At 35.0% G+C, this 26914-nt stretch carries 25 protein-coding genes; 2 read left to right on the plus strand and 23 right to left on the minus strand.

The features are described 5' to 3' along the window. Nucleotides 1-59 precede the first annotated feature (59 nt). The 7 genes from DFR57_RS01365 to DFR57_RS01395 are packed head-to-tail and all read right to left on the minus strand — an operon-like array spanning nt 60 to nt 8608. Nucleotides 60-2780: a glycosyltransferase family 2 protein gene (locus tag DFR57_RS01365; protein ID WP_114351332.1), complete on the minus strand. Its 2721-nt coding sequence runs from the start codon at nt 2778-2780 to the stop codon at nt 60-62. Between the two features lie 5 nt (nt 2781-2785). Further along, nucleotides 2786-3028, minus strand: a complete 243-nt coding sequence (locus DFR57_RS01370) for a hypothetical protein (RefSeq protein ID WP_147269764.1) — start codon at nt 3026-3028, stop codon at nt 2786-2788. 32 nt (nt 3029-3060) lie between these two features. Next, nucleotides 3061-3981: an ABC transporter ATP-binding protein gene (locus DFR57_RS01375; protein WP_114351334.1), complete on the minus strand. Its 921-nt coding sequence runs from the start codon at nt 3979-3981 to the stop codon at nt 3061-3063. Between the two features lie 14 nt (nt 3982-3995). Further along, a complete protein-coding gene (locus tag DFR57_RS01380) occupies nt 3996-4805 on the minus strand; it encodes an ABC transporter permease (RefSeq protein WP_114351335.1) in 810 nt (269 codons plus the stop codon). 25 nt (nt 4806-4830) lie between these two features. Beyond that, nucleotides 4831-6087: a nucleotide sugar dehydrogenase gene (locus DFR57_RS01385; protein WP_114351336.1), complete on the minus strand. Its 1257-nt coding sequence runs from the start codon at nt 6085-6087 to the stop codon at nt 4831-4833. A gap of 33 nt (nt 6088-6120) precedes the next feature. Next, nucleotides 6121-7401 carry a glycosyltransferase gene (locus tag DFR57_RS01390; protein WP_114351337.1) on the minus strand — a complete coding sequence of 427 codons (1281 nt, stop codon included), beginning with the start codon at nt 7399-7401 and terminating at the stop codon, nt 6121-6123. A gap of 13 nt (nt 7402-7414) precedes the next feature. After that, nucleotides 7415-8608, minus strand: coding sequence for a glycosyltransferase family 4 protein (locus tag DFR57_RS01395; RefSeq protein ID WP_114351338.1), 1194 nt, complete (start codon nt 8606-8608; stop codon nt 7415-7417). Nucleotides 8609-8789: 181 nt separating this feature from the next. Here DFR57_RS01395 and DFR57_RS01400 point away from each other — a divergent pair, with 181 nt between their 5' ends. Continuing rightward, nucleotides 8790-9473, plus strand: coding sequence for a hypothetical protein (locus DFR57_RS01400; protein ID WP_114351339.1), 684 nt, complete (start codon nt 8790-8792; stop codon nt 9471-9473). Nucleotides 9474-9525: 52 nt separating this feature from the next. Here the strand turns inward: DFR57_RS01400 and DFR57_RS01405 are convergent, their stop codons facing one another. From DFR57_RS01405 to DFR57_RS01420, 4 genes are all read right to left on the minus strand, one after another. Then, entirely contained in the window at nt 9526-12615 is a 3090-nt protein-coding gene (locus tag DFR57_RS01405) for an efflux RND transporter permease subunit (protein ID WP_114351340.1), read from the minus strand. Further along, nucleotides 12612-13496 (minus strand): efflux RND transporter periplasmic adaptor subunit, encoded by an 885-nt coding sequence (locus tag DFR57_RS01410; protein WP_114351341.1) that lies wholly within the window; start codon nt 13494-13496, stop codon nt 12612-12614. The genes DFR57_RS01405 and DFR57_RS01410 overlap by 4 nt, the downstream gene beginning before the upstream one ends. Next, a complete protein-coding gene (locus DFR57_RS01415; protein ID WP_114351342.1) occupies nt 13497-14396 on the minus strand; it encodes a TetR/AcrR family transcriptional regulator in 900 nt (299 codons plus the stop codon). Nucleotides 14397-14632: 236 nt separating this feature from the next. Then, nucleotides 14633-14929: a hypothetical protein gene (locus DFR57_RS01420; RefSeq protein WP_114351343.1), complete on the minus strand. Its 297-nt coding sequence runs from the start codon at nt 14927-14929 to the stop codon at nt 14633-14635. Nucleotides 14930-15131: 202 nt separating this feature from the next. On the opposite strand from DFR57_RS01420, the gene DFR57_RS01425 reads away from it, so the two are divergent. Next, nucleotides 15132-16073, plus strand: a complete 942-nt coding sequence (locus DFR57_RS01425; protein ID WP_170132870.1) for an NERD domain-containing protein — start codon at nt 15132-15134, stop codon at nt 16071-16073. A 187-nt stretch (nt 16074-16260) separates the two neighbouring features. On the opposite strand, the gene fabZ is transcribed toward DFR57_RS01425, so the two are convergent. From fabZ to DFR57_RS01480, 12 genes are all read right to left on the minus strand, one after another. Continuing rightward, nucleotides 16261-16677 (minus strand): 3-hydroxyacyl-ACP dehydratase FabZ, encoded by a 417-nt coding sequence (fabZ, locus tag DFR57_RS01430; RefSeq protein WP_114351345.1) that lies wholly within the window; start codon nt 16675-16677, stop codon nt 16261-16263. A gap of 120 nt (nt 16678-16797) precedes the next feature. After that, nucleotides 16798-17127: a DNA-directed RNA polymerase subunit beta gene (locus tag DFR57_RS01435; RefSeq protein ID WP_245937348.1), complete on the minus strand. Its 330-nt coding sequence runs from the start codon at nt 17125-17127 to the stop codon at nt 16798-16800. A gap of 59 nt (nt 17128-17186) precedes the next feature. Beyond that, a complete protein-coding gene (locus DFR57_RS01440; RefSeq protein WP_114351346.1) occupies nt 17187-18014 on the minus strand; it encodes a flagellar hook-basal body protein in 828 nt (275 codons plus the stop codon). Nucleotides 18015-18044: 30 nt separating this feature from the next. After that, the gene (locus DFR57_RS01445; RefSeq protein ID WP_114351347.1) at nt 18045-18869 is read right to left on the minus strand and encodes a flagellar hook-basal body protein; all 825 of its coding nucleotides are present in this window, start codon (nt 18867-18869) and stop codon (nt 18045-18047) included. 40 nt (nt 18870-18909) lie between these two features. Further along, the gene (gene mreB, locus DFR57_RS01450) at nt 18910-19908 is read right to left on the minus strand and encodes a rod shape-determining protein (RefSeq protein ID WP_114351348.1); all 999 of its coding nucleotides are present in this window, start codon (nt 19906-19908) and stop codon (nt 18910-18912) included. A 200-nt stretch (nt 19909-20108) separates the two neighbouring features. Next, nucleotides 20109-20384, minus strand: a complete 276-nt coding sequence (gene spoIIID, locus DFR57_RS01455; protein WP_114351349.1) for a sporulation transcriptional regulator SpoIIID — start codon at nt 20382-20384, stop codon at nt 20109-20111. 401 nt (nt 20385-20785) lie between these two features. Beyond that, nucleotides 20786-20917 carry a hypothetical protein gene (locus DFR57_RS18540; protein ID WP_281270450.1) on the minus strand — a complete coding sequence of 44 codons (132 nt, stop codon included), beginning with the start codon at nt 20915-20917 and terminating at the stop codon, nt 20786-20788. Nucleotides 20918-21737: 820 nt separating this feature from the next. Next, on the minus strand, nt 21738-22661 hold the full coding sequence (gene spoIIQ, locus DFR57_RS01460) for a stage II sporulation protein SpoIIQ (RefSeq protein ID WP_114351350.1): 924 nt from the start codon (nt 22659-22661) through the stop codon (nt 21738-21740). Nucleotides 22662-22754: 93 nt separating this feature from the next. Next, nucleotides 22755-23819: a stage II sporulation protein D gene (spoIID, locus tag DFR57_RS01465; protein WP_114351351.1), complete on the minus strand. Its 1065-nt coding sequence runs from the start codon at nt 23817-23819 to the stop codon at nt 22755-22757. Nucleotides 23820-24027: 208 nt separating this feature from the next. Then, complete coding sequence (gene murA / locus DFR57_RS01470) at nt 24028-25356, minus strand: UDP-N-acetylglucosamine 1-carboxyvinyltransferase (RefSeq protein ID WP_114351352.1); 1329 nt, start codon at nt 25354-25356, stop codon at nt 24028-24030. Between the two features lie 34 nt (nt 25357-25390). Then, nucleotides 25391-26140: a YwmB family TATA-box binding protein gene (locus tag DFR57_RS01475; RefSeq protein WP_114351353.1), complete on the minus strand. Its 750-nt coding sequence runs from the start codon at nt 26138-26140 to the stop codon at nt 25391-25393. A gap of 84 nt (nt 26141-26224) precedes the next feature. Next, nucleotides 26225-26458: a DUF1146 family protein gene (locus DFR57_RS01480; RefSeq protein WP_114351354.1), complete on the minus strand. Its 234-nt coding sequence runs from the start codon at nt 26456-26458 to the stop codon at nt 26225-26227. Between the last annotated feature and the right edge of the window lie 456 nt (nt 26459-26914).

The raw sequence follows: 26914 nt of genomic DNA on the forward strand, positions 1-26914 counted from the left end.
ATAAGCAGGTTAAAATTATTATTTTAACCTGCTTATATTAAAAACATTTTTTAAATAATCTACACTTTGATTATTTTTTTGTTAACAATAGTTTTTCGCCTGAAATATTCTCTTAAAAATGACATCAATTTTACATTTTCCCCTGCCTTGGAATATTTTTCAAAAGTTCTCAAGATTGAAGATTCTATTTGAATATAAGGTGCATACATATCATAAATTTTCTTTATTATCTCTATAGCTTCATTTTCATCATCTTCTTTAATGAGAATTAGACGTTTTAGATACCAATTCGTAAAATAAAAAACAAATTTCTCGTTTAAATAAATTTCAAATAAATTATTTTTCTTTAAAAATTTTATTCTCTCTAATTCAACCTTGTAATACTTCTCATAAAAGCGACTTGAAATAGTATTGGTTACTGAATTAGAAACTGCAGCGTAATATAAATGTATATTAACATTTATAGCTTTTGCCTTTTTTGCTTTTGTCATTACTTCCTGGAAAAATAAAGTATCTTGACCGGCAGCACTTTCTACCATTTTTAATTGATTTTGAACTAATAAATCTCTTTTTATAATCATTGCTTGAATACTTTGGACTTTTAAACTAGTATCTTTTAATAGTTGAAAAGGGTGCTCAATTATGCCCATTTGATTGTGTAAATGAACATATTTATAGTAATTAATTTCTGCTTTTTTATTGTCAAATCTTATAATATTGCCAATTACTGTGTCATAAGATTCATCTTCTTTTATTTCATAAAGCAATTGGGCATATCCATCGTTTAATGCTTCATTGTCTGGATCCAAATAAGTAATATACTTGCACGAAGCCAAGTCTAAGCCTTTATTTCGTGGCCTTGAAGCACTGCCACTTCCTCCGTCATTAAATCTATATAATTTTACATTTTTATTCTCTCTATATATGCGATTAGTAATTCTTATGGTTTCTTCATCAGTGGATCCATCATCCACAAACAGTATTTCCATTTCATTAAAAATACTACTTCGTTTTAAGCTTTGAAAACATTTATACATTAGATATTTACCATTATTGTAAATGGGTACAATAACTGAAAGCTCTCTTTCATGGGACCCTGAATTAATTATAATATCTCTATTAATTTTCTTCCATTCAGTATTATCTATAAACAATCCATTTCCTTTTATAGATTGTTCAGGTGTATATTTAAGAAAAGTTTCATATGAATAGGTTTGAGAATCAAACATTGCGAGATATAAACTTTCAACTTCTCTATTATACTTATAATTTGTATTTATATTAGTAGATTTACAAATAAAGTCTGAATCACTATACTTAAAACCATTTACAAGATCCTCGAGATAATAAGCACCATATTCAAAATCTTTACTAAAAAATGCAATGAAATCAGAGTTATTAAAGCTTTCCAAAGTGAAATCATCCCAAGTTACAAACTTTTTATTAGTAAGTGTTTGTTGATTAAAAGCTTCTATACATTCTTTATCACTATCACCTACAACTAATATTCTTTTACTAGTTACCCTACTTCTTAAACCCAAATCACATAATAAATCCTCTATCCTCAAAAAAGAATTATCATTTGTCATGATATTTCGAAGGCCTTCAACCTGCATATCAAGAATGTCTTTTTCTGATAGAGTTTGTAACATATTAGTTGTTTCAAACTGAGAATTAGCTATAAATACATGTGGAAATTTATTGTTAATAGCAGGATTATAGTTTGTAAAAACTACATTAGACATAGCCAATGCTTGGTAAATAGATTCGTCAATTAAGTCATGACTTTCTACTTGTTTATTGAAAGCAATTACTAAGTCATACCCTTTATTAATTTTTTTGTTATCATTATTTTCAATATTATATGTTGAAGCTACTAATTTTTTAGGAAAGTAAAATCTCTTATCTTTATTTGAGAATTTTTCGTCAATAATTGCTACTTTTTTTTCGGAATTTAATACTCCCTGAAAAATCGAGTAAAGATTATTGGTTTTAATTTTGTCATGCCGATCCCAAAAACCTTTAAAAAGTAATGTTTCTTTATTGTAATGTTTTCCAATAGGATTATATATATGTGGATTAACAGCATATTCTACATAAATTATATTTTTATCTGGAAATTGACTTTCATATCTTCTTTTATTCTCCCTAGAATTTGTTAATATAGTTTCGCATTTTTCCGCAATTGGAATAAAGTTAGTGAAATCAGTATCGTTATTATAATCATAGAATATAGAAGGTATAGAGTTCTGGTTAAGGATTTCAATATAGTTTATTAACTCATTTTGCCACGCAGAAGTATCAAGTATTTTATAATAATATGGATTTTCTTCGAAATAAGTGTTACTTATTATGAACAAATTCATTTGATTTTGAGAATCTTGGAGACTATTTAAATTTAACCGAGTTATGTTTGCTACATCTTTAAAAATCTCATATAACTTATCGTTTACTAAAAGTCCTATATTGAAATTTATCTTTTCGTAATAACGGTTTTGTTGTTGTATAGTTTCTTCTAATTCTGTTGTGAAAGTATTATCAATTAGTTTTTTATTTTCTTGTATTTTCTTTATTTCTAAATATTCTTCAGAAGAACCTTCTTCATCTTCTATATATATTTCATCATCTAAACTAAAATTACTTTTGATAAAGTAAGCCCAAGTTGGGTCTTCAGCCATTAATTCATTTAATATATCTACATTTGAAAAAAGATGTTGCGTAACATCTTTTTTTTGTTTATTTATTAAGCGCAGTCTTTTTTCTATATCCGAAAAATTCATTTTTATCACCTCCTATTTTTTAACTCCCAATACTTAATTGTCAATTTACCAAGTTTTGAATGTTTTAACGCCTCATATTTTTCTTTTATTTTCTTAAAGTGATACAATACATTTTCTTCTCTAGTATACGTTTCATATAAAAATTTGTTTATTTGCAAATTTTCTTTTTTTTGCTGCTTTAATTCTATTTCCAAGCTTTCAATTTTCTTTGATAATTCTTTTATTATTTTACCTTGGATTTCACTCATAGTTAACAATTCTCACCTCATGATAATTCGATTTACCACCCTAATACAACAAGTAATCCTAATACTAAAACTGGCAGAGCTACAAACAGATTTATTACCCATTCTGATGAAGAATTAGTTTCTTTTTGTAATTTACTTTTATTTTTGATATACGGAACTTTTTGACTAGCTAATTGCTCCCTTTTATAATTGTTTTTTTCAATTTGAGGTAGCTGATTAAACCAAGTAACAAAATCTTGATATTGTTTTGCAACTTCATCTGTTTCGCCGAAAGCCTTTAATTCACCATAATGAATCCAAAGTGCTTTATCACAAAATTTTCTAACCTGCGCCGCTGAATGACTAACAAAAAATAGTGTTTTCCCTCGTTTTTTGAATTCATTCATTTTTTGCAATGATTTATCGGCAAAAGTTGAATCACCAACTGACAAGGCTTCGTCTATAATTAGTATGTCTGGATCTGTATGCACTGCAATTGCAAACCCTAATCTAGATCTCATACCACTTGAATAATTTTTAACGGGTTGATAAATATAATCACCTATATCTGCAAACTCTATTATTTCTGGTTTAAGTTTTTCAATATTTTCCTTAGGTATGCCATGCATCATACATTTTTGCTCAATATTATCGTATCCTGAGAGGTTATTGTTTAATCCAGCCGATATTGCAATTAAAGAGGTTTCCCCATCGATATTAATATTACCAGAAGTAGGCTGAATAACCTGAGCTAATAAATTTGAAAGTGTTGATTTTCCTGATCCATTTAATCCAATAATACCAACACTTTCACCTTCATATACTTTAAACGTAAGGTTTCTCACCGCCAAAAATTCTTTTTGGTTTTTCTTGTGTTTTTTTTGTATTGAGAATAATTCTAGTAGCTTTTCATATTGATTGCCTCTCATTAAAAAACTTTTATACACATTGTTTAATTCTACTTTTAACTTCATCGCTTTTATACCCCTTATAAATAATCCATGAAATTTTTACGAAATCTTAAATGTGCTTTTGAACCAAAAAATAGGATAGCAAAAGTTAACATCCAAAAATACACCAAATATATAGGATCCTCAAAAAACCATTTACCGCCAATAAGAGAATCTCTTATTCCTTGTATAATATAGAAAAATGGATTCAATTTTAATATGTTTTCTAACGCTGGGATTGGCAAACGACTTGTATCCCATAATATTGGCGAGAGGTACAATAACATTCTCATGGTTGATTGTAAAAACATTTGATAATCGCGAACCAATGTAGATAGCGTAGAACTCATAATTGTAAATGCAAATAAAAATGCGAATAGACAAATTACATAATATACTAATTGGATGATATATATAGATGGGTATATACCATATGCTATTAATACTATAAGCAATATTGCCATCATCGTAAAAAATTTATAACTGTTACTCACAATTTTTACCGTTGGTAAAACACTCGTTGGAAAGTTCATTTTTGATACTAATGCTACTTTTGAATGAACACTATTTGATCCCTGAAGTAGGGTTGGACTAATAAAAAACCAAGGAATTAACCCCATTAACATCCATAAAAAAAATGGGATATCTCCTATTGGGGCTCCTTGTCTTAAACCAAGTCCAAAAACGAACCAATAGATAGCGATCTGAATAGAAGGGTTAATATATTCCCATAAAGATCCTAAATAATGTATCTCGTATTTACCTTTAACATCGAATTTAGCCATTCGCAAAATTAAATCCCAATGTGAAATTTGTTCGTTGATAATTTGTCTAACAACTTTAAACATATTTAATAGCTTCCTTCATTAGTTTTTATAAAAATTTATACAAGTTTCCATAATTAATATAGTTTATTTTATCAGTATTTTCTTTTACAATATTTTTCGTATCAAACACTAATGGTGTATGCATTTTAGAATAATGCTCACTAGTTAATGCTTTGAACTCATTATGATCTGTTAAAACAAGCACTAGATCAGATCCATCTAAAGCTTTAGACAAGTCTTTTTCGACAAAGCTTAATTTCACATGTGGATCATATGCTACAACATCATATTGGGGTTTAGCATTCAGCTCTTCATATATATCCATTGCTGGACTCTCTCTAATATCATCAACATTTCCTTTATAGGTTAATCCGAAAACGGTAATCTTCTTGCCATTGTTATTAGCTAATAATTTCTCTGCCACCTCTACAACGTATTCTGGCATAGAACTATTAATTTCACGTGCAAGATTGATTAATTTTGCACTTTCTGGAGCTTTTGCGATAATGAAGTATGGATCAACCGCGAGACAGTGTCCACCAACACCTGGCCCTGGTGTATGCAAATTCACACGTGGATGCTTATTCGCCATTTCGATTACTTCCAAAGCATTGATACCTAATTCTGTTGAAACTTTTGCCAATTCATTTGCTAAGGCAATATTTACATCTCTAAAAGTATTTTCCATTAATTTAGACATTTCTGCAGTTTTAGCTTGTGTTTTAATAATTTCACCTTTAACGAAAGTTTCGTATACTTCTGCACCTTTTTCAGTACACGCATCTGTAACTCCACCTACAATACGGTTGTTATAAATTAATTCTTGCATGATTTGCCCTGGTAAAACTCTCTCAGGACAATGGACTAAGAAAATATCTTCACCGATAGTGTAACCTTCTTCTTCCAGTCTAGGCTTTACACTGTCATCCATTGTTCGTGGTGCAATTGTAGATTCTACAATGACTGTATTACCTTTTTCTAGATATGGCAAAATACTTTCTACCGCTGATAGTACGTATGTTAAATCACACGATTTATGCTCATCTTCGTTATTCGGTGTTGGTACAGCAATAATAAATGTATCAGCTTTTTCTGGTTTTAAAGTTGCTTTAAAGTTCCCTTTATTAATCACTTCTTCTAAAGCTTCTTGCAAGCCTGGCTCTTCTATATGAATTTTTCCATTATTTAACGAATCAATTACATTTTGACTAACATCTACCCCTACTACATCCACACCATATTTAGCAAACATAATAGAAGTCGGTAAACCAATATATCCCAATCCCACAGTACAAAGTTTCATTTTTTACATCCTTTCTCTTCCTATATCCATTTTTTAAAATTTTCGATAAACATTTAGCAAATTATCTTGCTCTCTTTCCCAATTATACTTCTTTCTTGCAGGAATACAATTCTTACTAAACAATTCCCTTTTAACTGGATCCTCCAAAAGTTCATTCACACCTTTGGCAATTTCTTTGGGATCATGTGGATCAATCGTAACCCCAATTTGATTTTCCTCCACGACACTTTTAATCTCAGGAAAATCACAAGCCACTACTGGGACTTCTGCCATCATATATTCAAACAATTTATTTGATGAAGCTGAATAATGGTTAAAGCATACATTGTTTAATACCTGAAAACCTAAATAAGCATTTTTAGTATACTTAGGTAGTTCTTTAAGTGGAACCTTTGGAATAAATTTAATTTTTTCTTCTAAATTTCTTTCTTTAACCATCGATACTAATTTATCTTTTATTTTCCCATCACCAATAAAAACTAAAGTACCTTCTTTAAATAGAGGAAAAGCTTCTACTAGATTTTCTAACCCTCTACCGGTTTGTACACCGCCCTGATAAAGTAGTATTTTTTCATCCCTAGGTAACTCTAATACTTGATGTAAATCCACTTTGTCCTGTTCAATACTAATTTCTTCGGTGGGATAGTTGTGCAAGACAGCTGGATAAAAGCCGTACAAGTCTTCATTGTATTTAGCCCTTGTTGCATTTTCTACCATCATTGAATCCATTCGTTTTATGAAAAAATGCTCAAACTTTTGATACCAAGGGCTTTCATATCCTGTTCTGCTAGTTTGCACCTCATGTGAATCATAGATTAGCGGTTTTTTCTTTAACCTCCATTTTGCTGAAACATACCCTTGTGGCATTGTATTTAAATCATTTGAATGATAAATGTCATAGTTACCATTATGGCCTTTAATCATCATTCTTAAAATCAATGCTCCCCTAATCCATAACACTCTTGCTTTTGTTTTTAGCATTAACCCCGCTAAAATTGTTAATGGGATGATTACCCACGGCAAAAGGTAAACAAGAAAAGCCCATATGACCGCCATTGGTATTAATGGCCATTTTTTTTCGAAAGCAAATCGATATACCTTTTGCATCCACATGAGCAATGACGGGTATCTTTTCATACGATGAACTCTAAAATGTTCATTTATTTCCTCATATTTTGAAATGGTGGGATCATTAGGGTCATCAATACAAATTAATTCAACATCGTAGCCATTCTTTGATAAAGTGGTACATTCTCGCATTACACGAGCATCATTTGTGAAATGATTCCATACAAACATTCCTACTCTTTTCATTTAATAACCTTCTTTATTTTAAGAACTTTGATAATTCTTTTATATTTTTTTCCCATAAAAAGTGATCTTCTACTGTTTTTTTACAGTTATTACGAAGAAGTTCTAGCTTATGCGGCTGTTCCTTTAGCTCTAAGATTTTATCTATCATTTTATCTGTGTCCCTATATTCAAAAACAAAGCCAGTATGATGATTTGTTATTAAAGAGGCAGCTGTTCCAGTTACCCCAGCAATAACCGGTGTTTGACATGTCATGTAATCTATTATTTTCCCTGGTAGAACTGTAGAAAACACTGCGGCATCGTTTAAAAAAGCAATACTTAGGTCACTTTGAGCGATTAATGCCAAGCTTTCTTGTCTCGTTGTTGGTTCATGAAGCTCTATATTCGATAATTTACTTTCGTCAATGAAAGTGCGGAAAGAATCAGTTTTCATCCCATAACCTAAAACATCAAAGTGAATATTGTAAGAGTCTAATACCTGTGCCATTTTTTTCAACCGGCCGATATCTTGAGCTAAGCCTAAATTGCCTGCATAAATTACTCGAAATTTCTCACTACTCCCTTTATCCTCGATTATTTCTTCCTTTCGAGGGCCATTTGGCAAGTATATTATTGTTTTTTCTTTTTTTAGCTTCGCTTCAATATGTTCTTTAAAACCAATACTATTTATAACGATTAAGTCAGCCATACGATACATTTTCTTTTCTAATTTCTGAAATAAACCAATAATCCATTTATGATCCATTGTTTGAACACCAATTAAGCTATCAGGCCACAAATCTCGTACTTCTAATATCAATTTTGATTTCATGAGCTTCTTACCAATCCACGCTGAAAAAACGATGAATATTGGTGGTGTAGATACGTAGATATAATCATAATTATCTTTTCTTCTCTTGAATAGCTCAAATGTGAATCGATACATTATTTCTAGGTAAAAAAAGAGTCTACTTAATATTCTATTCGTAAATTTTCTACTTTTTATAGGGACTCTTTTGATTTTATCCAAGCTATTATTTACTACTTCATCATCCCAAAACTTTTGATCTTGATACATGCTTTTATTTGGGTAGGATGGCTCAATTGTTAAAACTTCGACTTCGATACTTTCTTCAGAAAGCAAGCGAAAAATATTTCTCATTCGATTTCCAGCGCTTCCAATAGCTGGGTAGAAATTTTGTGTGACTATTAATACTTTTTTTCTCATAATAATTTATCTCCTATAGATAGAGAGGTCCTTCTTTCTAATCTATCACAATATTACATTTTACGATAAAAAAAGTCTATTGGCAATTACTGAAAAGGATATTACAAGAAATGAAATATAAGTGTCATTATATGGTAATGTTGTGTTATCATATACATTAATAATGCTATGGGGTGATTTTATGAAAAAAGCAATAATTATTTTCATGTTTTTATTATTTATTGTTAGTTGCAGTAATGAGCAAGCTGATTCAACAACTAAGTCAAAGAACGACAATGAAAGTGAAACCTTGGTATCCGATGAAGGTGAAGTCGAGTCAGATGAACCGAATATATCAGATGATGAGGATGTAACAGATAGCAATCAAAATGGCAGCGAAGAATTTATTGAAGAAGAAAGTCCCTCAGATGAAGAAAAGCCTGCGCAACTGGAAAACCCATTCAACGAGGAACTCGCGTTATCTCTACTGGAAAAATACAATGGGATCAATGATAGCCTCCATGAATTAGTGGATCATGAAACTTATCATGATGGATATGGGTCTCCCTTTCATAACATAACCACTAAACAAGAAGTTGGGGATTTGTTTGAAGATTTTATTGATCCCAGGGTAGTCATCTCATTATGGGATGAACGTTTAATAGAAGCTGAAAACCAACTGTACGTTATACCGACGGATAGTCCTCCTGACTTTGACAAAAAGGATCCTTATCAAATTAAAAAAGAAGATTCAATTACTTATAAATTAATCAATTCACAAACGAATAAATTACATGGCACATTTAAACAAATTTTCACTTTTTCAAAAAAAGATAGTAAATGGATCATCTCTGGTGTAGAGCATGATCATTCTGAAACAGAATAAACATAATACAAACAAGAAGCCTGACTCAAAAGAGCCAGGCTTCTTGTTTATCCTATGCTTTTTTCGTACGAGACTTTTTCGTAGAGAAAAGTCCTTTAACTCGAACTGATAGATTATCGAAATACACATATACTACTGGTACAAGTAACAAGGTAAAGAAACTTGCTACTGTTAGACCAAAGATAACGGTAATGGCCATTGGTTGTTGCGCTTCTGCACCTTCCCCAATCCCCATTGCAAGTGGAATCATGGCTAGGACGGTAGTTAATGTGGTCATCAGGATCGGTCTCATCCTGCTTTTACCCGCTTCAATAATTGCTTCAAATCGCTCCATGCCTCGTCTTCTTAATATATTTATATAATCGACGAGCACAATGGCGTTGTTTACGACAATACCAGCGAGCATGATCACCCCAATGAAGGCGGTAATGGATAATGGCTTGCCTGTTATAAATAGTCCACCAAACACCCCTATTGTCGCTGCTGGCATCGAGAACATGATGATAAGTGGGAATAAGAAATTCTCGAACTGTATCGCCATTACTGCGTATACAAGGAAAATCGATAATACAAGCGCAAGTGCTAAGTCAGCAAATGCTTCCACCATATCTTCTGCTTCCCCGCCAATAGAATAATTGTAATTCTCTGGCCTTGGTAAAGACTCCATTTTCTTCTCAATATCTGCTCTAACACTACCAAGGTCCCGTCCAACGATTGCCGAGCTTACATTTACTTGTCTTTGTTGATTGCTTCTAGAAATCGTTGCAGCACTTTGAACTTGTTCCAGATCTGCAACGGTGGTTAAAGCAACGGATGTACCTTGCTGATTTTGCAATGTCATATTTTCTAAATCACTAATGGTGGAGCGCTCATTTTCAGGATATACCATAGTTACAGCGAGTTCTTCTCCGTTTTCTCGGTACTGCATAACAGTTTGACCGGTAAAGCCTAATTGCACCTGACTCATAATTTCTTGATGACTGAGTCCATATTCTGCTGCTAATTCACGATCCACATTGATATTTAACTCTGACTGCGTTTCTGAAATAGAAGTTGTAGGATTGTATACACCCTCAACATCTGATATTAGTGTAACAACTTGATCTGCTAATTCGTTTAATACCTCGTGTTCAGGTCCTGAGAGCTGAATTTGAATTGGATCTCCTGATCCAAAGCCAGCACCTGCTAATTCTGAAACAGTAACTTCAGCACCGACTATTTCACTAAGATCTTCGTCTAGCGCTGTAACAACCTGTTCTGTTGTTTGCTCTCTTTCTCCAGGTGGCACAAGTTGCACGGTATAAGCGGCTTGATTCGACCCACCTGACATAACCGCTGCTTGGGGATCACTACTATTCACGGTAACATAATTCACATCGATGACGTCATCATACTCCGCTAATACTGCATTAACTTCTTCCACTACTTCTAATGTCTTTTCTTCTGAGGTCCCTGTTGGTGTCTCAGCTGTAATGTTAATTTGTCCCTGATCCCCTTGTGGAATAAATTCCGTTCCAATAAGTGGTAATAAGGCAACACTTCCAATAATTGCTGCGATTGTAATAGCAATCATCGTTTTTCTAAATTTCAGCGCTTTTCTTAAGAGTTTTTCATAGCCATTATTAAATCGATCAAGAAAACGATCAAACCAGTAACGGCGACCATGGTCTTCCATTGCTTTCGTCAATAATTTAGATGAAAGCATCGGAATTAGCGTGATCGAAACAGCTAACGATGCAATTAAGGAAAACGATACCGTTAATGCTAGTGGTGTGAACAATTCAGACGCAATTCCGTCAACAAAGACGATTGGTAAAAATACTACTAACGTCGTTGTGGTGGATGCGATAACTGCTGGTGCCAATTCAGCGGCACCTTTTTTAGCCGCTTCTTTGATTGGATAACCTTGTTTCCGGTATGACACGATATTCTCGAGTATTACAATGGAGCTATCGACCATCATCCCAATACCTAGTGCCAAACCTCCCATGGTTAAGATGTTTAAGGTTTCCCCTGTGAAGTACAACAATACAAAAGTGGATACAATTGCGATTGGAATTGAAACACCAACCACCAGCGTTGCTCTAAAACTTTTTAGAAATAGTAAAAGAACAAGCAAGGCAAATATTCCACCGAAAATCATATTTTGAACAACTGAGTTTATCGATTGTTTAATAAAGTCGGAAGTATCTACAACAACCTCCATATTCGTACCTTCTGGTAAATCTCCTCGTATATCAGAGATAGCAGAAGTGATGTTATTGGAAACATCAACAGTATTCCCGTCTGATTGCTTCATCACGCTAAGAACTACTGCATCCTCTCCGTTAACCAAGGAGGTACCATTGTCTTTTAATACTTCCTCTACATTGGAGACGTCGGCTAATTGTAGTTTTGCTCCTTGAGGTGATTGAATAATTGCCTCCCGAATATCGTCAATCGAATCGAATGTACCGTCAATTCTAAGCTGCAGGCCTTGATCTCCTTTTTGCACTGTGCCTGCGGAGCCTGATTGGTTTGCACCATTTAGTGACTGCATAATAATATTCGTATTAACGCCGTACTGTTGCATTTTGCCTCTATCTAATACAATATCAATGGCTCGTTCTGTTCCACCTTCAATACTGGTAGAAGCAACGCCTTCTTGACGTTCAAAATAAGGCTGTACAATATCTTCTGCAGTTGCTTGAAGACCTGCTGTGTCATCTCCAGTTAACCCTACCCACATAATCGGCATCTGATTTGGATTAAAACGCAGTACACTTGGGTCATTTGCTGATTCTGGTAAAAAGCCTTTCACTTGATCGACACTTTCCCTGACTTCGAGTAAGGCGTTATCTAAATTTGTTCCGTTGTTAAACATGATAATAACTAAGGATGAACCTGATTGTGACTGTGATTGAATCGTGTTAACTCCTTCTATCGAACTTAACGCACCTTCCATCGGTTCTGACACTAGTTTTTCTACCTCTTGTGGTGCGGCGTCTGGATAACTTGTAGCTACTACTGCAATTGGTAAATCAATTTCTGGAAACAGATCAATCGCCAGGTTCCTAACAGAAATAATTCCCATCGCAATAATGGCAAGAACAATCATGATTACGCCAACTGGACGTTTGACGGAAGTATTGACTAGCTTCACGACTGATCCTCCTCTATGATGGAAATTTTACTTTCATCTGCTAGGGTCAGCTGACCACTAATGACGATTTGATCTCCTGCTGCTAGTTCTTCAGATGTGATTGCAGTTATATCTGACTGCATTTCTTCCACTGTTATCTCAACTTTACTAACAGTTTCATCCTCATTTACTAGATAAACAAAGGTTTGTTCATTTTCTTCAACTAAGGATGTAGTTGGTACAAGTAAACTATCTGTATAAACTTTTTCTGGCACTGCCACGTGTGCAACAACTCCTGCGCGCACTCCTGCTTCTTCGTTATCAAGCGTAAGTGTAATCGAAAATAGACCAGTTTCTCCTGCTGTATTTGCGATATTTTCAACTGTTGCTTGATAGCTTTTTGCATCTTCTGTTTTTTCAAAACTGACATTCAACTCTTCTAGGTCTTCAAATAAAGCAAGCTGCTCATTTGTAACCTGCAAATCAAGGGTTATTGTATCCAAATCTAAAATGGTTAATAATGGATCTGAATTAGATACCATACCTCCTTCTTTTGCATTTAATCCAGATATAACTCCATCAGCTTGAGCTTCTATTTCAAATTCACGTCCATTTTCTACACTGGTTACAGTAGCTAAGAGGTCCTCTTCTTCCACTTCTTCACCATTATCTACTTCTATTTCTTCCAATTCTCCGGCCACCGGCGGGATAACTGGTGTTGTTTGATTCGGCATCGTCCGTGCAAGGTATGTACGCGTTACCTCTAAATCACCTTCTGTTACTTCAGCAACTTCAACTGGTGCAACTCGTTCTACTTCTGTTTCTTCCTCGTCACTTTCATTCGAGCAGGCTACTAAAAATAATACAAACATACTAATTACAAGCCATTTTAAATTTTTCATTTATTTTGTCCCCTCTCCATTTTGCTTTCTATTTAGTAAGTTATTTCTTAATTTTTTTGTTTCACTTTGTATGTCCCCTACCGCTTCTAAATGGGTAAGCATACTATTTACAATAATTTCAGTTGGATTATCCTTGTTACTTTCTTCCTCTAATACTTTCAAAGCGTCTTTTATCTGTTTGTCTTCTTCCTTATTCAATTCCTTTTCTTTTAGCTTCCTATTGATTTTATTTAACAATTCACTGGTTGTTGCTTTATTATTCTCTTTTGTCTCACAGAAGGTGGCCGGGAACTTTAATTGACTCGGATTAAAAATCGGTGGAGATTGTTCGTTTATCATCGACATAACCGCACCATTAATTCTTTTTACAATAAAGATGGCTAAATCCTCTGCATCAAAATCCAAGTCGTGTAAGACCATCCATTTAAAATATCCTTGTAAAATTCCATCCGATTGAATACTAGCATCGACTAAGTATGGTTCTATTTTTTCTCCATACATGGAAGTTAAATTCATCGAAATCCATTCATAGCCTTGTTTATTTAGTTTTACAATAAGATCATTCATCTCATCGCCAAGTTGAACATTATCTCTTATATGTATCATGAGGTATTCTTTATGGTCTCTGAAGATTTGGAGAAGGATTTCTATTTGTTTTTCGAAGCGCTCTACAGGTTCGATATCTAGTTCCTGTAAATATTCTAATTTCCCCATCACCATCGTGGTGTAGTAATCAAAAATAGCAAGTAACAGCTCATCCTTTGATTCAAAGTATAAATAGAACGCCCCCTTGGAAACTTCACTCTTTTTAGCGATTTCCTGAATTGAGGTTGCATGGAAGCCTTTAGTGGAAAAAAGCTTCAGACTTTCTTCAATGATTCGTTTCTTTTTCTCGTGCATATCCTCCCTGCTTTCTAGTTACTCTATTGTTTACGTTTTATGTTTAGAAAAGTTTCGATTATTTTTATGAATGACCGGTCAGTCATTTCTTTTGATAGTTTACCATGGGTGTGAATATTGTGCAATTTAATTGTATGCGATGTATGGGAAATTTTTTAGCAGATGGAGAAATTTTTTTGGCGATGTAGCACGTGCATAAGGAAAGGGACCCTTAAAGGATCCCTGTGATATTACTGTTATTCTTCTGTATTTTCTTCCATGCCAGTGTCTTCTTCACCTTCTGCTGGCGCTTCTTCTTCCATACCAGCATCCTCTTCACCTTCTGCTGGTGCTTCTTCTTCCATACCAGCATCTTCTTCACCTTCAGCCGGAGCTTCTTCTTCCATACCAGCGTCGTCTTCAGCTGGTGCTTCTTCTTCTACCGGTGGATTTTCTTCCATCGGCTCTTCTTCATCCTCCGCGCAACCAGCTAGTAAACCTACAGATAGTGTTGTTGCTCCTATAAGGGATAACCATTTTTTGTTGATATTCATGTGTAATTCCTCCTTAATTGTTTTCTTAATACGTTGTACATATATAGCATACCCATGTACTTTTAATAATAATCCTATTTTCTATACATTTAACTTCTTATTAATATTTGTCATCTGAGTGTAATTTATTCATTAAATTGCAATATTTTCTAAATATTTTTTTACATTGCTGCAGTTATAATAAGTGAAAGGAGGAATGCCATTGATCTTATTAACTCGTGAAAAAACAATGATTCACCACCAATTAGAAACGTTGCTCCCCCGTTTACCTACACATCACCCTTTTTACGAAAAAGTCTCTACCCGCTTTAAGCAAGAAGCTGCTGGGGCTTCTGGTGAAGCTTCACTTGATTACTACCTTCGCTTCCTCAACTCTAACCTCCCTCTTTTGCATGGACTTCGCGTGTGTGATACCACTTTTAACTTTCAGATTGATACATTAATATTATTTCCTAGCTTTATTTTGCTAATTGAAGTGAAAAATTATGCAGGTAATCTTATATTTCATCCAGCGAGCGGACTTTTAACACGCGAAATCGAAGGCGTGATAGAAAGATTTTCTGACCCTACGGTGCAGGTTAACTTGCAGAAGCTGCAGCTGGCACAGTTTTTATCTGAGAGGGGCGTGACAGCACTCCCATTACATTCTCTTGTTGTATTTGCTAATTCGAAAGCATTGTTAGACGTCCAGGGAACATGCGCTGACGTTATTCTCCATGAAAAGCTGTTGGATAGAATTGCGGAGCTAGAAATGAAATACAAGGGGAAGGCACGTGAGATTCGGGAACTTGTTCAAATCGGAAAGCTACTGGCAGCTTCCCATAAACCGAAACAGGCAGATGTGATGACTTATTATGGCTTGTCTTTAGAGGATTTGGTTTTAGGTGTGAGGTGCTCTAGTTGTCGCTCTTCGATCATGAACCGAACTCATGGGAGGTGGATTTGTCCACAATGCGCATGCAGTAATCCTCACGCACACATTAGTGCATTACAGGATTGGAAGGTTTTATTTGGGGAGAGAATTACAGCAAGACAGGCCTGTTCGTTTTTGGGCCTGGGTAAATTAAGGACCGCGAGAAGGTTATTATTAGCTATGTGTAGAGCTGAAGGGGATAGAAATTCGAGATATTATAGATTACCGTAGGAAGGATAAATTGTCATGAAGGGCTTGTATTTGGCCATGAAATCTGGCTGTTTGGTCATGAATTTTCAAATTTTGGCCGAGTATCAAATAGGTTTGGTTATGAACTTATAAAATTTTGTCATGAACCTTCACGAATTGGCCATGAAAGACAAAATCCAGCACCCAAATAACAGGTGCTGGATCTTTTTTATTTTACTGCGAATGTAATTTCCGCTTCACATGCCAATTCACCGTCTACGGTTGCGATGGCTTTTCCTTTTCCGATTGGACCCTTTACTCGAATGATCTCTACTTCAAGATTTAGTGTGTCACCTGGCTTTACTTGGCGCTTGAATCGACATTTATCAATTCCTGCTAAGAAGCCGATTTTACCACGATTACCATCCTTGCTTAAAATAGATACTGCACCAACCTGTGCTAATGCTTCTACAATTAAAACACCTGGCATTACAGGATAATCTGGAAAGTGACCTTGAAAGAAAGGTTCATTTATTGTGACATTCTTCTTTCCGACAATGCGCTTTTCCTCTATTTCTAAAATTTGATCGACTAGTAAGAATGGATAGCGGTGCGGAATAATTTCTTTAATCTCTTGTACGTCCATAGCTGACTGAGCTCCTCTCGATTATAAACATTTCTTTATGAGTATACCAAATTTGGTCATCATATGAAATATTGCTCTACCATAAAAAAAGCCAATCATCCATGAATGATTGGCTTGCTATTATCCTTCACCGAGCACTATATCTATGATATGCTGCCAGGTTTCTATTCGTAAGACATCTAGTGGGCTGCCATCTCCTAGTATGCTAAAGCCAACGATTAAGCCTATGAGCAAGGCAAAAAGACAGAGAACAATCAAAATTAAGAGCTTTAGCCAAATAGGAATTACTCGGCGGATTGCTTTCTTCTGTTGTTTTTTCTCTTGTCTGCTTTGTTTCTTTTCTGCTTTTTCATCTTTCGTTACTTTTTTTTCGTGTTTAGCTTCTTTGGGCAGTAACGTCTGATTTTTTTTAGCTCGCATTTTTTTATTCTCGTTTTTTTGCGTTGTCATACAGAGTAACTCCTTACTTACCATCAATTTAAATCGAATCTATCTTTAAAAAGGATGATTTATCTTAATTGGTTAATGAGACCTTTCATCTGATCATGCATTGACACCGTACGTCCATTAAACTGGTATGCACGTTGTGTTTGAGTCAATTCAGTCATCTGCTTAGCCATATCTACATTAGACGCTTCTAATGCGCCAGCTTGTACATTTATCTCTCCCGCACCAACAGCATCAATTATATCTGCTAATGGGTAAGTTGCAAGTGATGCTTCAGATAGACGAAACATATTATCACCAGTTGCTTCAAGCATTCTCGGACGAGTAGCTTCTACAATCGTAAGCTGACCTTCTACCTGTTGCTCTCCACCACGAGTAACTAAAATTTCACCATTTGATGATACTTGGATAGATTCCATATTTGGATCTAACATAATTGGACCATCTTCGCCCATAACCGGGTGCCCATCAGAAGTGGAAAGCATCACTTGATCATTTTCCATCGGTTGCAAATAAAAGTTACCAGAACGTGTATAACGGGTTTCTTCTATCCCATTCTCTGTAACATTTAATTGAAACATATGATTTGGCTCAAGTAACGCAATATCAAGACCACGATTCGTTGTTTGAATCGAACCTTGATCAAGGTTTATATTGGTATGGCCAAGCATTGCTCCTGTTCCCATCCGCAATCCTTCAGGTGTAAGACGGCCTGCTTCATTTGTCGGATCGTCTTCGATATTTAGTTGTTGACTGAGTAAAGAAGAGAAATTTGACTCGCGAGTCTTATACCCGTTTGTATTAATATTAGCGACATTATGTCCAATAACATCTAATCGTTTTTGTAACTGCCCCATTGTTACGGCAGCTTGCATGGTCATGCGTGTCATCCACACTCGACTCCTTTTTTAAATAACGTTTTATCCAAGACGACCGAGTTCATTAACAGCCTTTTCCAAACTTCTATCATAAGCTTGCACCATTTTTTGATTGGCTTCAAAATTACGATAAGCTTCCATCATTTGCACCATAGTTTGTCCTGTATCCACATTAGAATTTTCTAAATAACGTTGTTGCACATTAAATTGAAGCAAAGCGTTGTCTCTTGCATCAACAAGTGCAGCCGCTCCTTCGTCTAACTGAAACATATCTTGTTCATTTTTAGTTAATTGATTTGGATCATCACTATAAGCTAATGCTAAAGGGATTTCTGCACCGTCTATCATTACATTTCCTTCAGACGAAACGGAAAAATCAAGACCATCTGTATTAATCGGATTGCCATCATCATCTAAGACATAAAGTCCTTGATTTGTTGTTAAATTGCCGTCACCATCAACAGTGAAGTTACCGTTTCGCGTATAACGAACGTCACCTTCTTCGTTTTGAACAGTAAAGAACACTGTGCCAGATTCATCCGGGGTTTCCCCTTCTACAATCGCAAGATCTGACATCATGCCCGTTTCACGAAGCGATCCTTGAACAAAATCAGGGATCGTTTCCTGTACATAAACACCGCTATTAATGGCACCAATTTCTGACATGCTGCCAAAAGACAAATTTCGTTTTACCGGAATATCTTGATTTTCCATGCGATGAAGTAACAGCTCAGGAAAAGCACGTAAAGTAGTTTGATCCTGCTTATATCCAGGCGTCAATGAATTTGTCATGTTATTTGATAATACTTCTTGACGTCTTTGCTGTGCCATCATGCCGGAAGTCGCAGTATAAAATCCTCTTAACACTAGCTACACCCTCTTTTGTTGATCCAAATTTTAATATATATTAAACGACTGATTTTTCTATTTTGTGAATGTTATCAAGCATAATTCCTGTACCTTTTGCTACACAATTCATTGGTTCATCTGCTAGTAACACTGGTACTTTTAATTCTTCCGCTAACAGCTGGTCTAAACCATGTAGTAAAGCTCCACCACCGGTTAAAATAACGCCGCGATCAATAATATCTGCGGATAGCTCTGGTGGTGTTTTCTCTAGTACAGTCTTTGCGGATTGGACGATTAAAGCAATCGACTCACGAAGTGCCTCTTCTACTTCCTCCGAACGAATCGTAATGGTTCGTGGTAGACCTGAAACCATATCACGTCCACGAATATCTATTTCTTCGTTACGAGAACCTTGGAATACGGTTGCTACATTTAATTTAATATCTTCCGCCGTTCGGTCACCAATTAGCATTTTATATTTACGTTTTACATATTGTAAAATTTCACCGTCAAATTTATCACCGGCCATTTTTATCGACTGTGCTGTTACGATATCGCCCATAGATAATACTGCGATATCTGTTGTGCCACCACCAATATCTACAACCATGTTTCCACTTGGTTGAAAAATATCCATGCCTGCACCAATTGCTGCCACTTTTGGTTCTTCTTCTAAGTATATGCGCTTGCCGCCGGATTTCTCAGCTGCTTCCTTAATTGCTTTTTGCTCGACCTTTGTTATGTTTGTAGGGCAGCAAATTAACATTCTTGGCTTGGATAAAAATCCTTTTACATTTATTTTGTTTATAAAATAACGTAACATTGCTTCTGTTACATCAAAATCTGCTATAACACCATCTTTAAGAGGTCTGATCGCTTCGATGTTCCCAGGTGTACGCCCAACCATGCGCCTTGCTTCTTCACCGACTTCTAAAACCTTACCTGTATTTCTGTCCATCGCTACTACTGATGGTTCATCTAATACAATGCCTTTACCTTTTACATGAATTAATACATTAGCCGTTCCTAAATCTATACCTATGTCCCTAGAAAACATGAAAAATTGATCCTCCCTGCTTCATTCAATTGCTTCGTATCCGTACTTGAACACAATGCCTCTAAATATATATGATAGCATAAATTACAAGTACTGTGTTACCACATTTTATCAAATAAGTGAATTTTTTTGTTTAATTAGACAAAAAGACGGGAATATGTAGATATTTGGCGATTGAATAAGAATTGGGAGGAATATTTTTATTTCATTTGTAGAGGCTGATCCTTCTCTTTTAATTTATATTTCATTTTAGTGGCCTCACCCCCGCGCAAATGTCGAATAGACTTATGATGATCTAATATTACTTTTACTTCTTTTGCTAAAGTGGGATGAAGCTCTGGTAAACGCTCTGTCAGATCTTTATGAACCGTACTTTTAGACACACCAAACTCTTTTGCTATCACTCGAACCGTTTTCTTTGTTTCTAAAATGTATTTCGCAATCTTGATGGTTCGATCTTTGATGTAATCGTGCACCGCACTCGCCTCCCTATGTTGTAAAAAGTCTTAGGCGCAACTGAGACAAGTAGAAAATTGAAAGAGAATAGTCATTATACCAATACAAAGAATGAGATTATCCAACGCCAGCTGACCTTATTTTTAGAAAAACGGATCTTTTACCACTTTCAAATGGCGTTAACCCCTGTTTTTCTTATCCTATAACCCCTACCTGCATACCGTTTTAAACAAAAGAATTAGTTAGCACTCAGAAGGATAAATAGTTTGTATCAGTTTATTAGTCAAGTTCGGGTATTATGATTAAAAAATAGTCGTCCAAGCCTATATATAGCCTGTCTTTATCATTGATCTTTCATTTTTTACACTATTTTCGCCCATAGAAAAAGCACAGGTAAGGGGTACCTGCGCTTTAAAATATCTTAACCAATATCTCCATAGTCCGGATCCATGTGTCTTGCTAAGTCCACGTCATCCACACTACCTTCAAGACCAAAAAAACCTAATATTAAGAATGCTCCAAAAAATAATTTCAAACCTAATTTTCCTTTCATCCTATTCCCTCCAATTTATATCTTACTGAGATATGTTTATTGACTGACTTACTTCATTATTCCAATGCGCGTTTTTCTCATTCATTCTATTAAAAAAACTGTCATTTTAATAAAGCCATGTCTAGGAAGTAGGTTGTGAAAGGCAGTGCTTGGACATCGGAACAAGGTAAATGAGCGTTACGACACAGAATTTCCATCTTTTTATCAGCTTAAACACGTACAAATCGAACTAGGAATCTTCATGCCATTGCAATCTTTTTTCCTTTTTTAAATGCCAGGTGATATCTCTAGGTGAGGAAATGCATACTTGGGCCTTTAACAAAATAAAAGCAAGTATTTATGAGGTATCTAGATGAAGGTTTGAGGAGTTACGTCGTTCTTCACAAATCATCAATCACGTCCTTTTCTTTAATAATAACTATACACTTTTAAGGTGATAAATGGATGGATGGGTAGATTTTTCACGTAAATATGATTTACATATTAAACCTATAGTTCCATTTTTGCCCTTTTATCCCTTCACAGTTATTAATTATTCCACATTTTACAAATAAATCAATGCTATTTATTGTAAAATCGTTCGACACTTTCTATATAAATCTTACCTTTATATTCATTATATTTAGAAATCTGCCGAAATTTATTGATAAAAAGATATTATTTTGGCGAATATTATGTAACTTTAGGAAGTGCAAATATTGACTAAAATCTTATTTTTCTCCTAATAATAAATTCCATCATAAGAGTGAATGTGAAAATTCCACTTTTAAAATAGAAAAAAGCTCTTAACCCAAAGGAATTGAGCTAAGAGCTTAAAAAATCAAGTATTTGTCATCGCTGCAGAGGATTCATTCTCTTCCTCTGCTTCAGAATCAGCGTCGTCCTCACTGTTCTCTTGATCCTCGTCGTTAACGGAATCATCCTCTTCTTCGATGTCCGTATCTGCATCTCCATCAGTACCTGTTTCTGTGTCAGCATCTACTTCATTTTCTGCGTTGTCCTCTTCTTTTTCTTCATCCTCTGAACCTTCTGCTTTAGGAGCTTTCACTTTATTCATAGGTTGATTGAAGAATTCTTCTGGATTTAAAGGAGCCCCGTCTTTTCTTAGTTCAAAATGAACGTGAACACCGTTATCTACACCAAATAAATTTTGTCCTGCTGTTCCAATTGTATCACCCTGCTTAATTTCAGTTCCAGCTTCTACAAACACTTCACCAAGACTAGCATAATAAGTAGAAACCTCTTGAGCATGCTCGAGCTTTACGACATTACCTAGAAGTGGATCCTGCTTTACTTCTGAGACAGTTCCACTTAAGGAAGCGAACACGTCAAATGCCGCTTGGTCTTTTGTGGAGATAGAAATTCCGTCACTTTGATAGTACCTATTTTGGTGTAAAATCAAGGCTTTCTCTTGGTCTTCGCTATCTGCGTTGTAATCATAAAATTTAGTGACGATTTCCGTTTGCATGTCTTCTGCTACTGGCATTTTTACGACTTCTTCTTGATTTAATACAGCTGTTGAATCTTCATTAAAGTCACTACTGAAATCTCGACTAGATTCTGGCGGCTGATTCTCAAACTGACCTTGCTCACTGACCTCCGGTACAAACTTCAACGAGTTTTGATACCACAACACCCCTGTCAGCATAAGAGCTGCTAGCACTAAATATGCTGCAGGAAAAAACCATTTTTTACGGAAAATACGTTTCCAGTCCTTTTTTGAAACGTTTTTGTTTTCCTCCATTGTTCATCACCTCAAGAATCATTCTGAACAGAATAGAGGAAAACTATACATCTTTTTAAAAATTTTGGTAAAAGTTCATAGGAGTTACCTATTTTAACTTCCTTTTGCTACTAATTTTGGAGCAGCCTGATCTACTGTTGCTACTTCTGCCCCCTTATAATAATAGCTGATAATCTCATTATAGCTTTTTCCTTCTTTCGCCATTCCATTTGCACCGTATTGGCTCATTCCTACCCCATGACCGTACCCTTTCGTTGTAAATACAAAGTGATCATTTCTTTCGGTTACGGTAAAATCACTCGACTGAAGCCCTAGCTTTTCTCTAACTTCTCTACCACTAAAGCTTTCACTTTCAATAACCATTTCTTCCACACGTTGACTTTTTGTGCGTTTCAATTTTATTTCAGGTGACGCGGAGCCAAGTGCAATTCCTAATTTTTCATTCACTTGTTGCTTGGTGAAAATCTTTTGATCATAAAATTTTGGTGACTCACTCTCATCCCATGGGCTTTCAACTGATTTTAAGTAAGGTAGTTCATTTTCCCAATATTTTTCAGCATTTTCTGTATACCCATTACTCGTTGAAAAAAATGCAGGTGTAATAGGAGCATCATTATACGTAATGATTTGTCCTTGTGTCTGTGAAACGGCTGTTTTAATTTTTTCCATTTTATTGTGATATTCCTGTCCCCATGCTGTTCTGAGTTCCTCATCGCTCTTGTATACCTGATGTTCTACCGTATCTGTCACATCTGCTCCATTTGGGAGTTTAGAATCGGTGTCTGAGATTAGAAAACGTACAATATAGGTTCTTGCTGCAAGAGCCTGTGCCTTTAAAGCTTCCATTTCAAATTCTGATGGCATCTCAGAAGCTACGACCCTTGTCACATACTCTTCTACGGGAACGTCTTCAGTTGTGTTCTCTTTTGAACGGAAAACTTCTACTGAAAAGGCAGATTCCAAACTTTTGGCTTCTACTTTTTGATTTGTTGGTACAGAAGCAGACTCATCTGTGTAAGATACTGGGGGATCATTTTCAAATGGAAGTACAATTAACATAGGAAGACCTAACATCATAAAACAGATACTTAATAGGGTGATTATAATCGGTTTTTTCTGAATCTTGGATTGTGTTCGGTTTTTCCATCTTTTTGGCATATGCTACCTCCTACTGACATTTTCTCTCTATTAAATCTATATCAATTAAAGATAGATAATAGAACTTATTTTTAGATATTGCAGGAGATTTTTACAGCTTTTTATAGAAGCATGGCAACTTGTCTATTAATCTGAAAAACAGTTAGTTTTTTTCATTTAAAAGAGGCTACCCATTAGGATAGCCTCTACATATACTATAAACAATATTTTATGAATAGATAGATGATTGCTCTGTTTCTGCAACTTTCTGTGAAATATTCATCGCAATAATTGTTTCTGGTTCTTTTACTCGTTCAATATCAGCTCCAAGCTGCTTGAACTTTTCTGTAATATCTACATATCCACGATCGATATGCTTTAATTCTGTTACGCGTGTATAACCGTCTGCTACTAATCCAGCTAAAATAAGTGCTGCACCAGCTCTTAAGTCTGTTGCTGCTACTTCAGCACCCTGAAGTTTAGATGAACCTTCTACAATACAGCTACGCCCTTCAATTTTTAATTTAGCATTCATACGACGAAATTCTTCTACGTGCATGAACCTGTTTTCAAAGACTGTTTCTGTAATAACACTGGTTCCTTCAGCTTGTAACATCAATGCCATCATTTGTGATTGCATATCGGTTGGAAAGCCAGGGTGTGGTAATGTTTTTACATCTGTTGCTTTTAATTTTTCAGGGCCAATCACTCGAATACCATTTGGCTCTTGGAAAAACTGAACACCCATTTCTTCCATCTTAGAAACTAGTGCACTGGAATGTTCTAACTCTGTATTTTCTAAAAATACATCCCCACCAGTAATAGCTGCTGCTATCATGTATGTGCCTGCTTCTACTCGATCCGATACAATCGTATGCTCTGCACCGTATAACTTCTCTACGCCTTCAATTTTAATCTTTTCAGTACCTGCACCTACAACTTTAGCACCCATTTTATTTAAAAAGTTTGCTAAGTCAACAATTTCAGGTTCTTTCGCAGCATTTTCAATAACGGTTTTTCCATCTGCTAAAGCGGCTGCCATCATAATATTTTCAGTTGCTCCAACACTTGGCATATCCAAGTAGATTTTCGCACCGTGTAGACGACCTTTAGAAGATAATTCTACAAAGCCGTTACCGACGTTCACATCTGCTCCCATTGCTTCAAAGCCTTTTAGATGAAGATCGATAGGGCGGGAACCGATCGCACATCCTCCTGGTAATGCAACTTTCGCATGACCATAACGGGCAAGTAATGGCCCTAAAACAAGTACAGAGGCACGCATCTTTCTTACATATTCAAAAGGTGCTTCTGTTAGTAATGGTCTAGATGCATCTACTTCTACTACATTTTCGTGTATTTCCATATCTGCATTTATATGTTGTAATACTTCACGCATTGTATAAACATCTGCTAGCTTTGGTACTTCATATAATCTGCTTTTTCCTTCACTTGCAATTATACTTGCTGCGATGACAGGCAGTACTGCATTCTTAGCACCTTCAATTTTAACAGTGCCGTTTAACTGCTTCCCACCACGGACGATGATTTTTTCCACGGTTCATTCTCCTCTGTAGTCCATATTCTATATATTAGTATTCCGATGTTAGGATAGGTGTTCCTATTGTTAAAGTTGTCTTTCCGCCCATTCCTTCTCTAGCTGCTAGTTGAACATTCATTTTCTCATCTGTAAGGGAGACTGTGTCATCCCATATAGGCGTATTCCCCGAAAGTACAACAAAATCGTCTTCATTTAAATAATCTAATCTATTTATCTGCCATAAATTCGATAGCTCTTCTAATAAACAAACAATATCAATAATAGCACTTTTGTAAGAAGTAATACAAGAGAATTTTGTGAATTCTCCATTAAATAAGACCTTGGTAGCTCTATCTGTGAACAAACTATAGGTTGATTGACCCTCCTTGGTCCACTCGCTTCCTGAAATTTCATAAATAATGTCGACATTTCTTCTTGCGCTTTTTTGAATCACTAATAAGATAGATTCGTTAACGTTTTTCTTTTTTTGACGTTTAAAATGATATTTAATGATTTCTTCGTCTTCTGTTATTTCTAAACTGGCAGATGGATAAGTTACTTTTATTTCCTCTATGAAACTATCAATCTCTTGTATTTGCCTTCTCTTCTTGAATGTTACCCCCCATGTTTCTAGTTGAAACTCTTTTTCTTGAATTAGTTCGACCATATCTTCTATTTCATCAAAAGTATGATCCTTCGCTTTCGCTGTATTAGTATTGATTACAAACGCAAAAATAACGATTAGAATAAGTCCAGTTATGATTACCCAATTAGATAGCTTAAACAAAAATAAACGCTTCAATTAAAACATCCCCTTTCTATGAAAGAGTATTGTCTAGAATCAAAGCGTTCATACACATTATTCTTATTCAATTTTCGACAAGCTTTAAAATAGAAATATTAATTGCTGTGACCATTTCAAGAAATCTAAGAAGAAATTACTCACCGTTGTTCCAATTGTAATAGTTAGAAATATAATTAATATTCTAGCCTCGAAGACTTTACTTTTCTTAAACCAATCGTCAAAATTCAAGGATTGGAGTACTTGCCATGTAATAATAATAAAGATGACATGCGACATTATACTTACTATGGCATCTTGTGCTAAAGTTTGCATCATAATTATCCCTCGTTTGTTTCTATAATTGATTCTCTATCATCATATCATACTGGTAATGCCGTGACTAATTAATAACATTTCCCGGGAAATATCGACATAAAACCTGTTATTTTTACATTTATACATTGTGATCATTATTAAACTAGTTTAATTTATATATATTTTTGCAGCACAGTTTAAGATTAAATGCTTTTATTCGTGAATATTACGTTGGATATATACATCTTAATGTATCCGGGGAGCTTTTAAATTATTCGTTAATTTTATGATTTATTCGCTAACTTTGAGATATATCCGTTAGTATTTTGATTTATCCGCTAATTTCTAGATATATACGTTAGTATTTTGATTTATCCGTTAAATTCATAATATATTCGCCTTTTTCGTTATGTATTAGGTCGTATACTTACATTGTTAACATGTTTAGCTTATTTCCAAAATAAAAAACGTGAGCCA

The sequence above is a fragment of the Saliterribacillus persicus genome, assembly GCF_003337485.1.
Lineage (GTDB): Bacteria > Bacillota > Bacilli > Bacillales > Amphibacillaceae > Saliterribacillus > Saliterribacillus persicus.

Excerpts from the sequence above, each read along its gene's own strand:
- DFR57_RS01365 (WP_114351332.1), bottom strand. The coding sequence starts at position 2,780 with ATGAATTTTTCGGATATAGAAAAAAGACTGCGCTTAATAAATAAACAA.
- DFR57_RS01370 (WP_147269764.1), bottom strand. The coding sequence starts at position 3,028 with ATGAGTGAAATCCAAGGTAAAATAATAAAAGAATTATCAAAGAAAATT.
- DFR57_RS01375 (WP_114351334.1), bottom strand. The coding sequence starts at position 3,981 with ATGAAGTTAAAAGTAGAATTAAACAATGTGTATAAAAGTTTTTTAATG.
- DFR57_RS01380 (WP_114351335.1), bottom strand. The coding sequence starts at position 4,805 with ATGTTTAAAGTTGTTAGACAAATTATCAACGAACAAATTTCACATTGG.
- DFR57_RS01385 (WP_114351336.1), bottom strand. The coding sequence starts at position 6,087 with ATGAAACTTTGTACTGTGGGATTGGGATATATTGGTTTACCGACTTCT.
- DFR57_RS01390 (WP_114351337.1), bottom strand. The coding sequence starts at position 7,401 with ATGAAAAGAGTAGGAATGTTTGTATGGAATCATTTCACAAATGATGCT.
- DFR57_RS01395 (WP_114351338.1), bottom strand. The coding sequence starts at position 8,608 with ATGAGAAAAAAAGTATTAATAGTCACACAAAATTTCTACCCAGCTATT.
- DFR57_RS01400 (WP_114351339.1), top strand. The coding sequence starts at position 8,790 with ATGAAAAAAGCAATAATTATTTTCATGTTTTTATTATTTATTGTTAGT.
- DFR57_RS01410 (WP_114351341.1), bottom strand. The coding sequence starts at position 13,496 with ATGAAAAATTTAAAATGGCTTGTAATTAGTATGTTTGTATTATTTTTA.
- DFR57_RS01415 (WP_114351342.1), bottom strand. The coding sequence starts at position 14,396 with ATGCACGAGAAAAAGAAACGAATCATTGAAGAAAGTCTGAAGCTTTTT.
- DFR57_RS01420 (WP_114351343.1), bottom strand. The coding sequence starts at position 14,929 with ATGAATATCAACAAAAAATGGTTATCCCTTATAGGAGCAACAACACTA.
- fabZ (WP_114351345.1), bottom strand. The coding sequence starts at position 16,677 with ATGGACGTACAAGAGATTAAAGAAATTATTCCGCACCGCTATCCATTC.
- DFR57_RS01435 (WP_245937348.1), bottom strand. The coding sequence starts at position 17,127 with ATGACAACGCAAAAAAACGAGAATAAAAAAATGCGAGCTAAAAAAAAT.
- DFR57_RS01440 (WP_114351346.1), bottom strand. The coding sequence starts at position 18,014 with ATGACACGCATGACCATGCAAGCTGCCGTAACAATGGGGCAGTTACAA.
- mreB (WP_114351348.1), bottom strand. The coding sequence starts at position 19,908 with ATGTTTTCTAGGGACATAGGTATAGATTTAGGAACGGCTAATGTATTA.
- DFR57_RS18540 (WP_281270450.1), bottom strand. The coding sequence starts at position 20,917 with ATGAAAGGAAAATTAGGTTTGAAATTATTTTTTGGAGCATTCTTAATA.
- spoIIQ (WP_114351350.1), bottom strand. The coding sequence starts at position 22,661 with ATGGAGGAAAACAAAAACGTTTCAAAAAAGGACTGGAAACGTATTTTC.
- spoIID (WP_114351351.1), bottom strand. The coding sequence starts at position 23,819 with ATGCCAAAAAGATGGAAAAACCGAACACAATCCAAGATTCAGAAAAAA.
- DFR57_RS01480 (WP_114351354.1), bottom strand. The coding sequence starts at position 26,458 with ATGATGCAAACTTTAGCACAAGATGCCATAGTAAGTATAATGTCGCAT.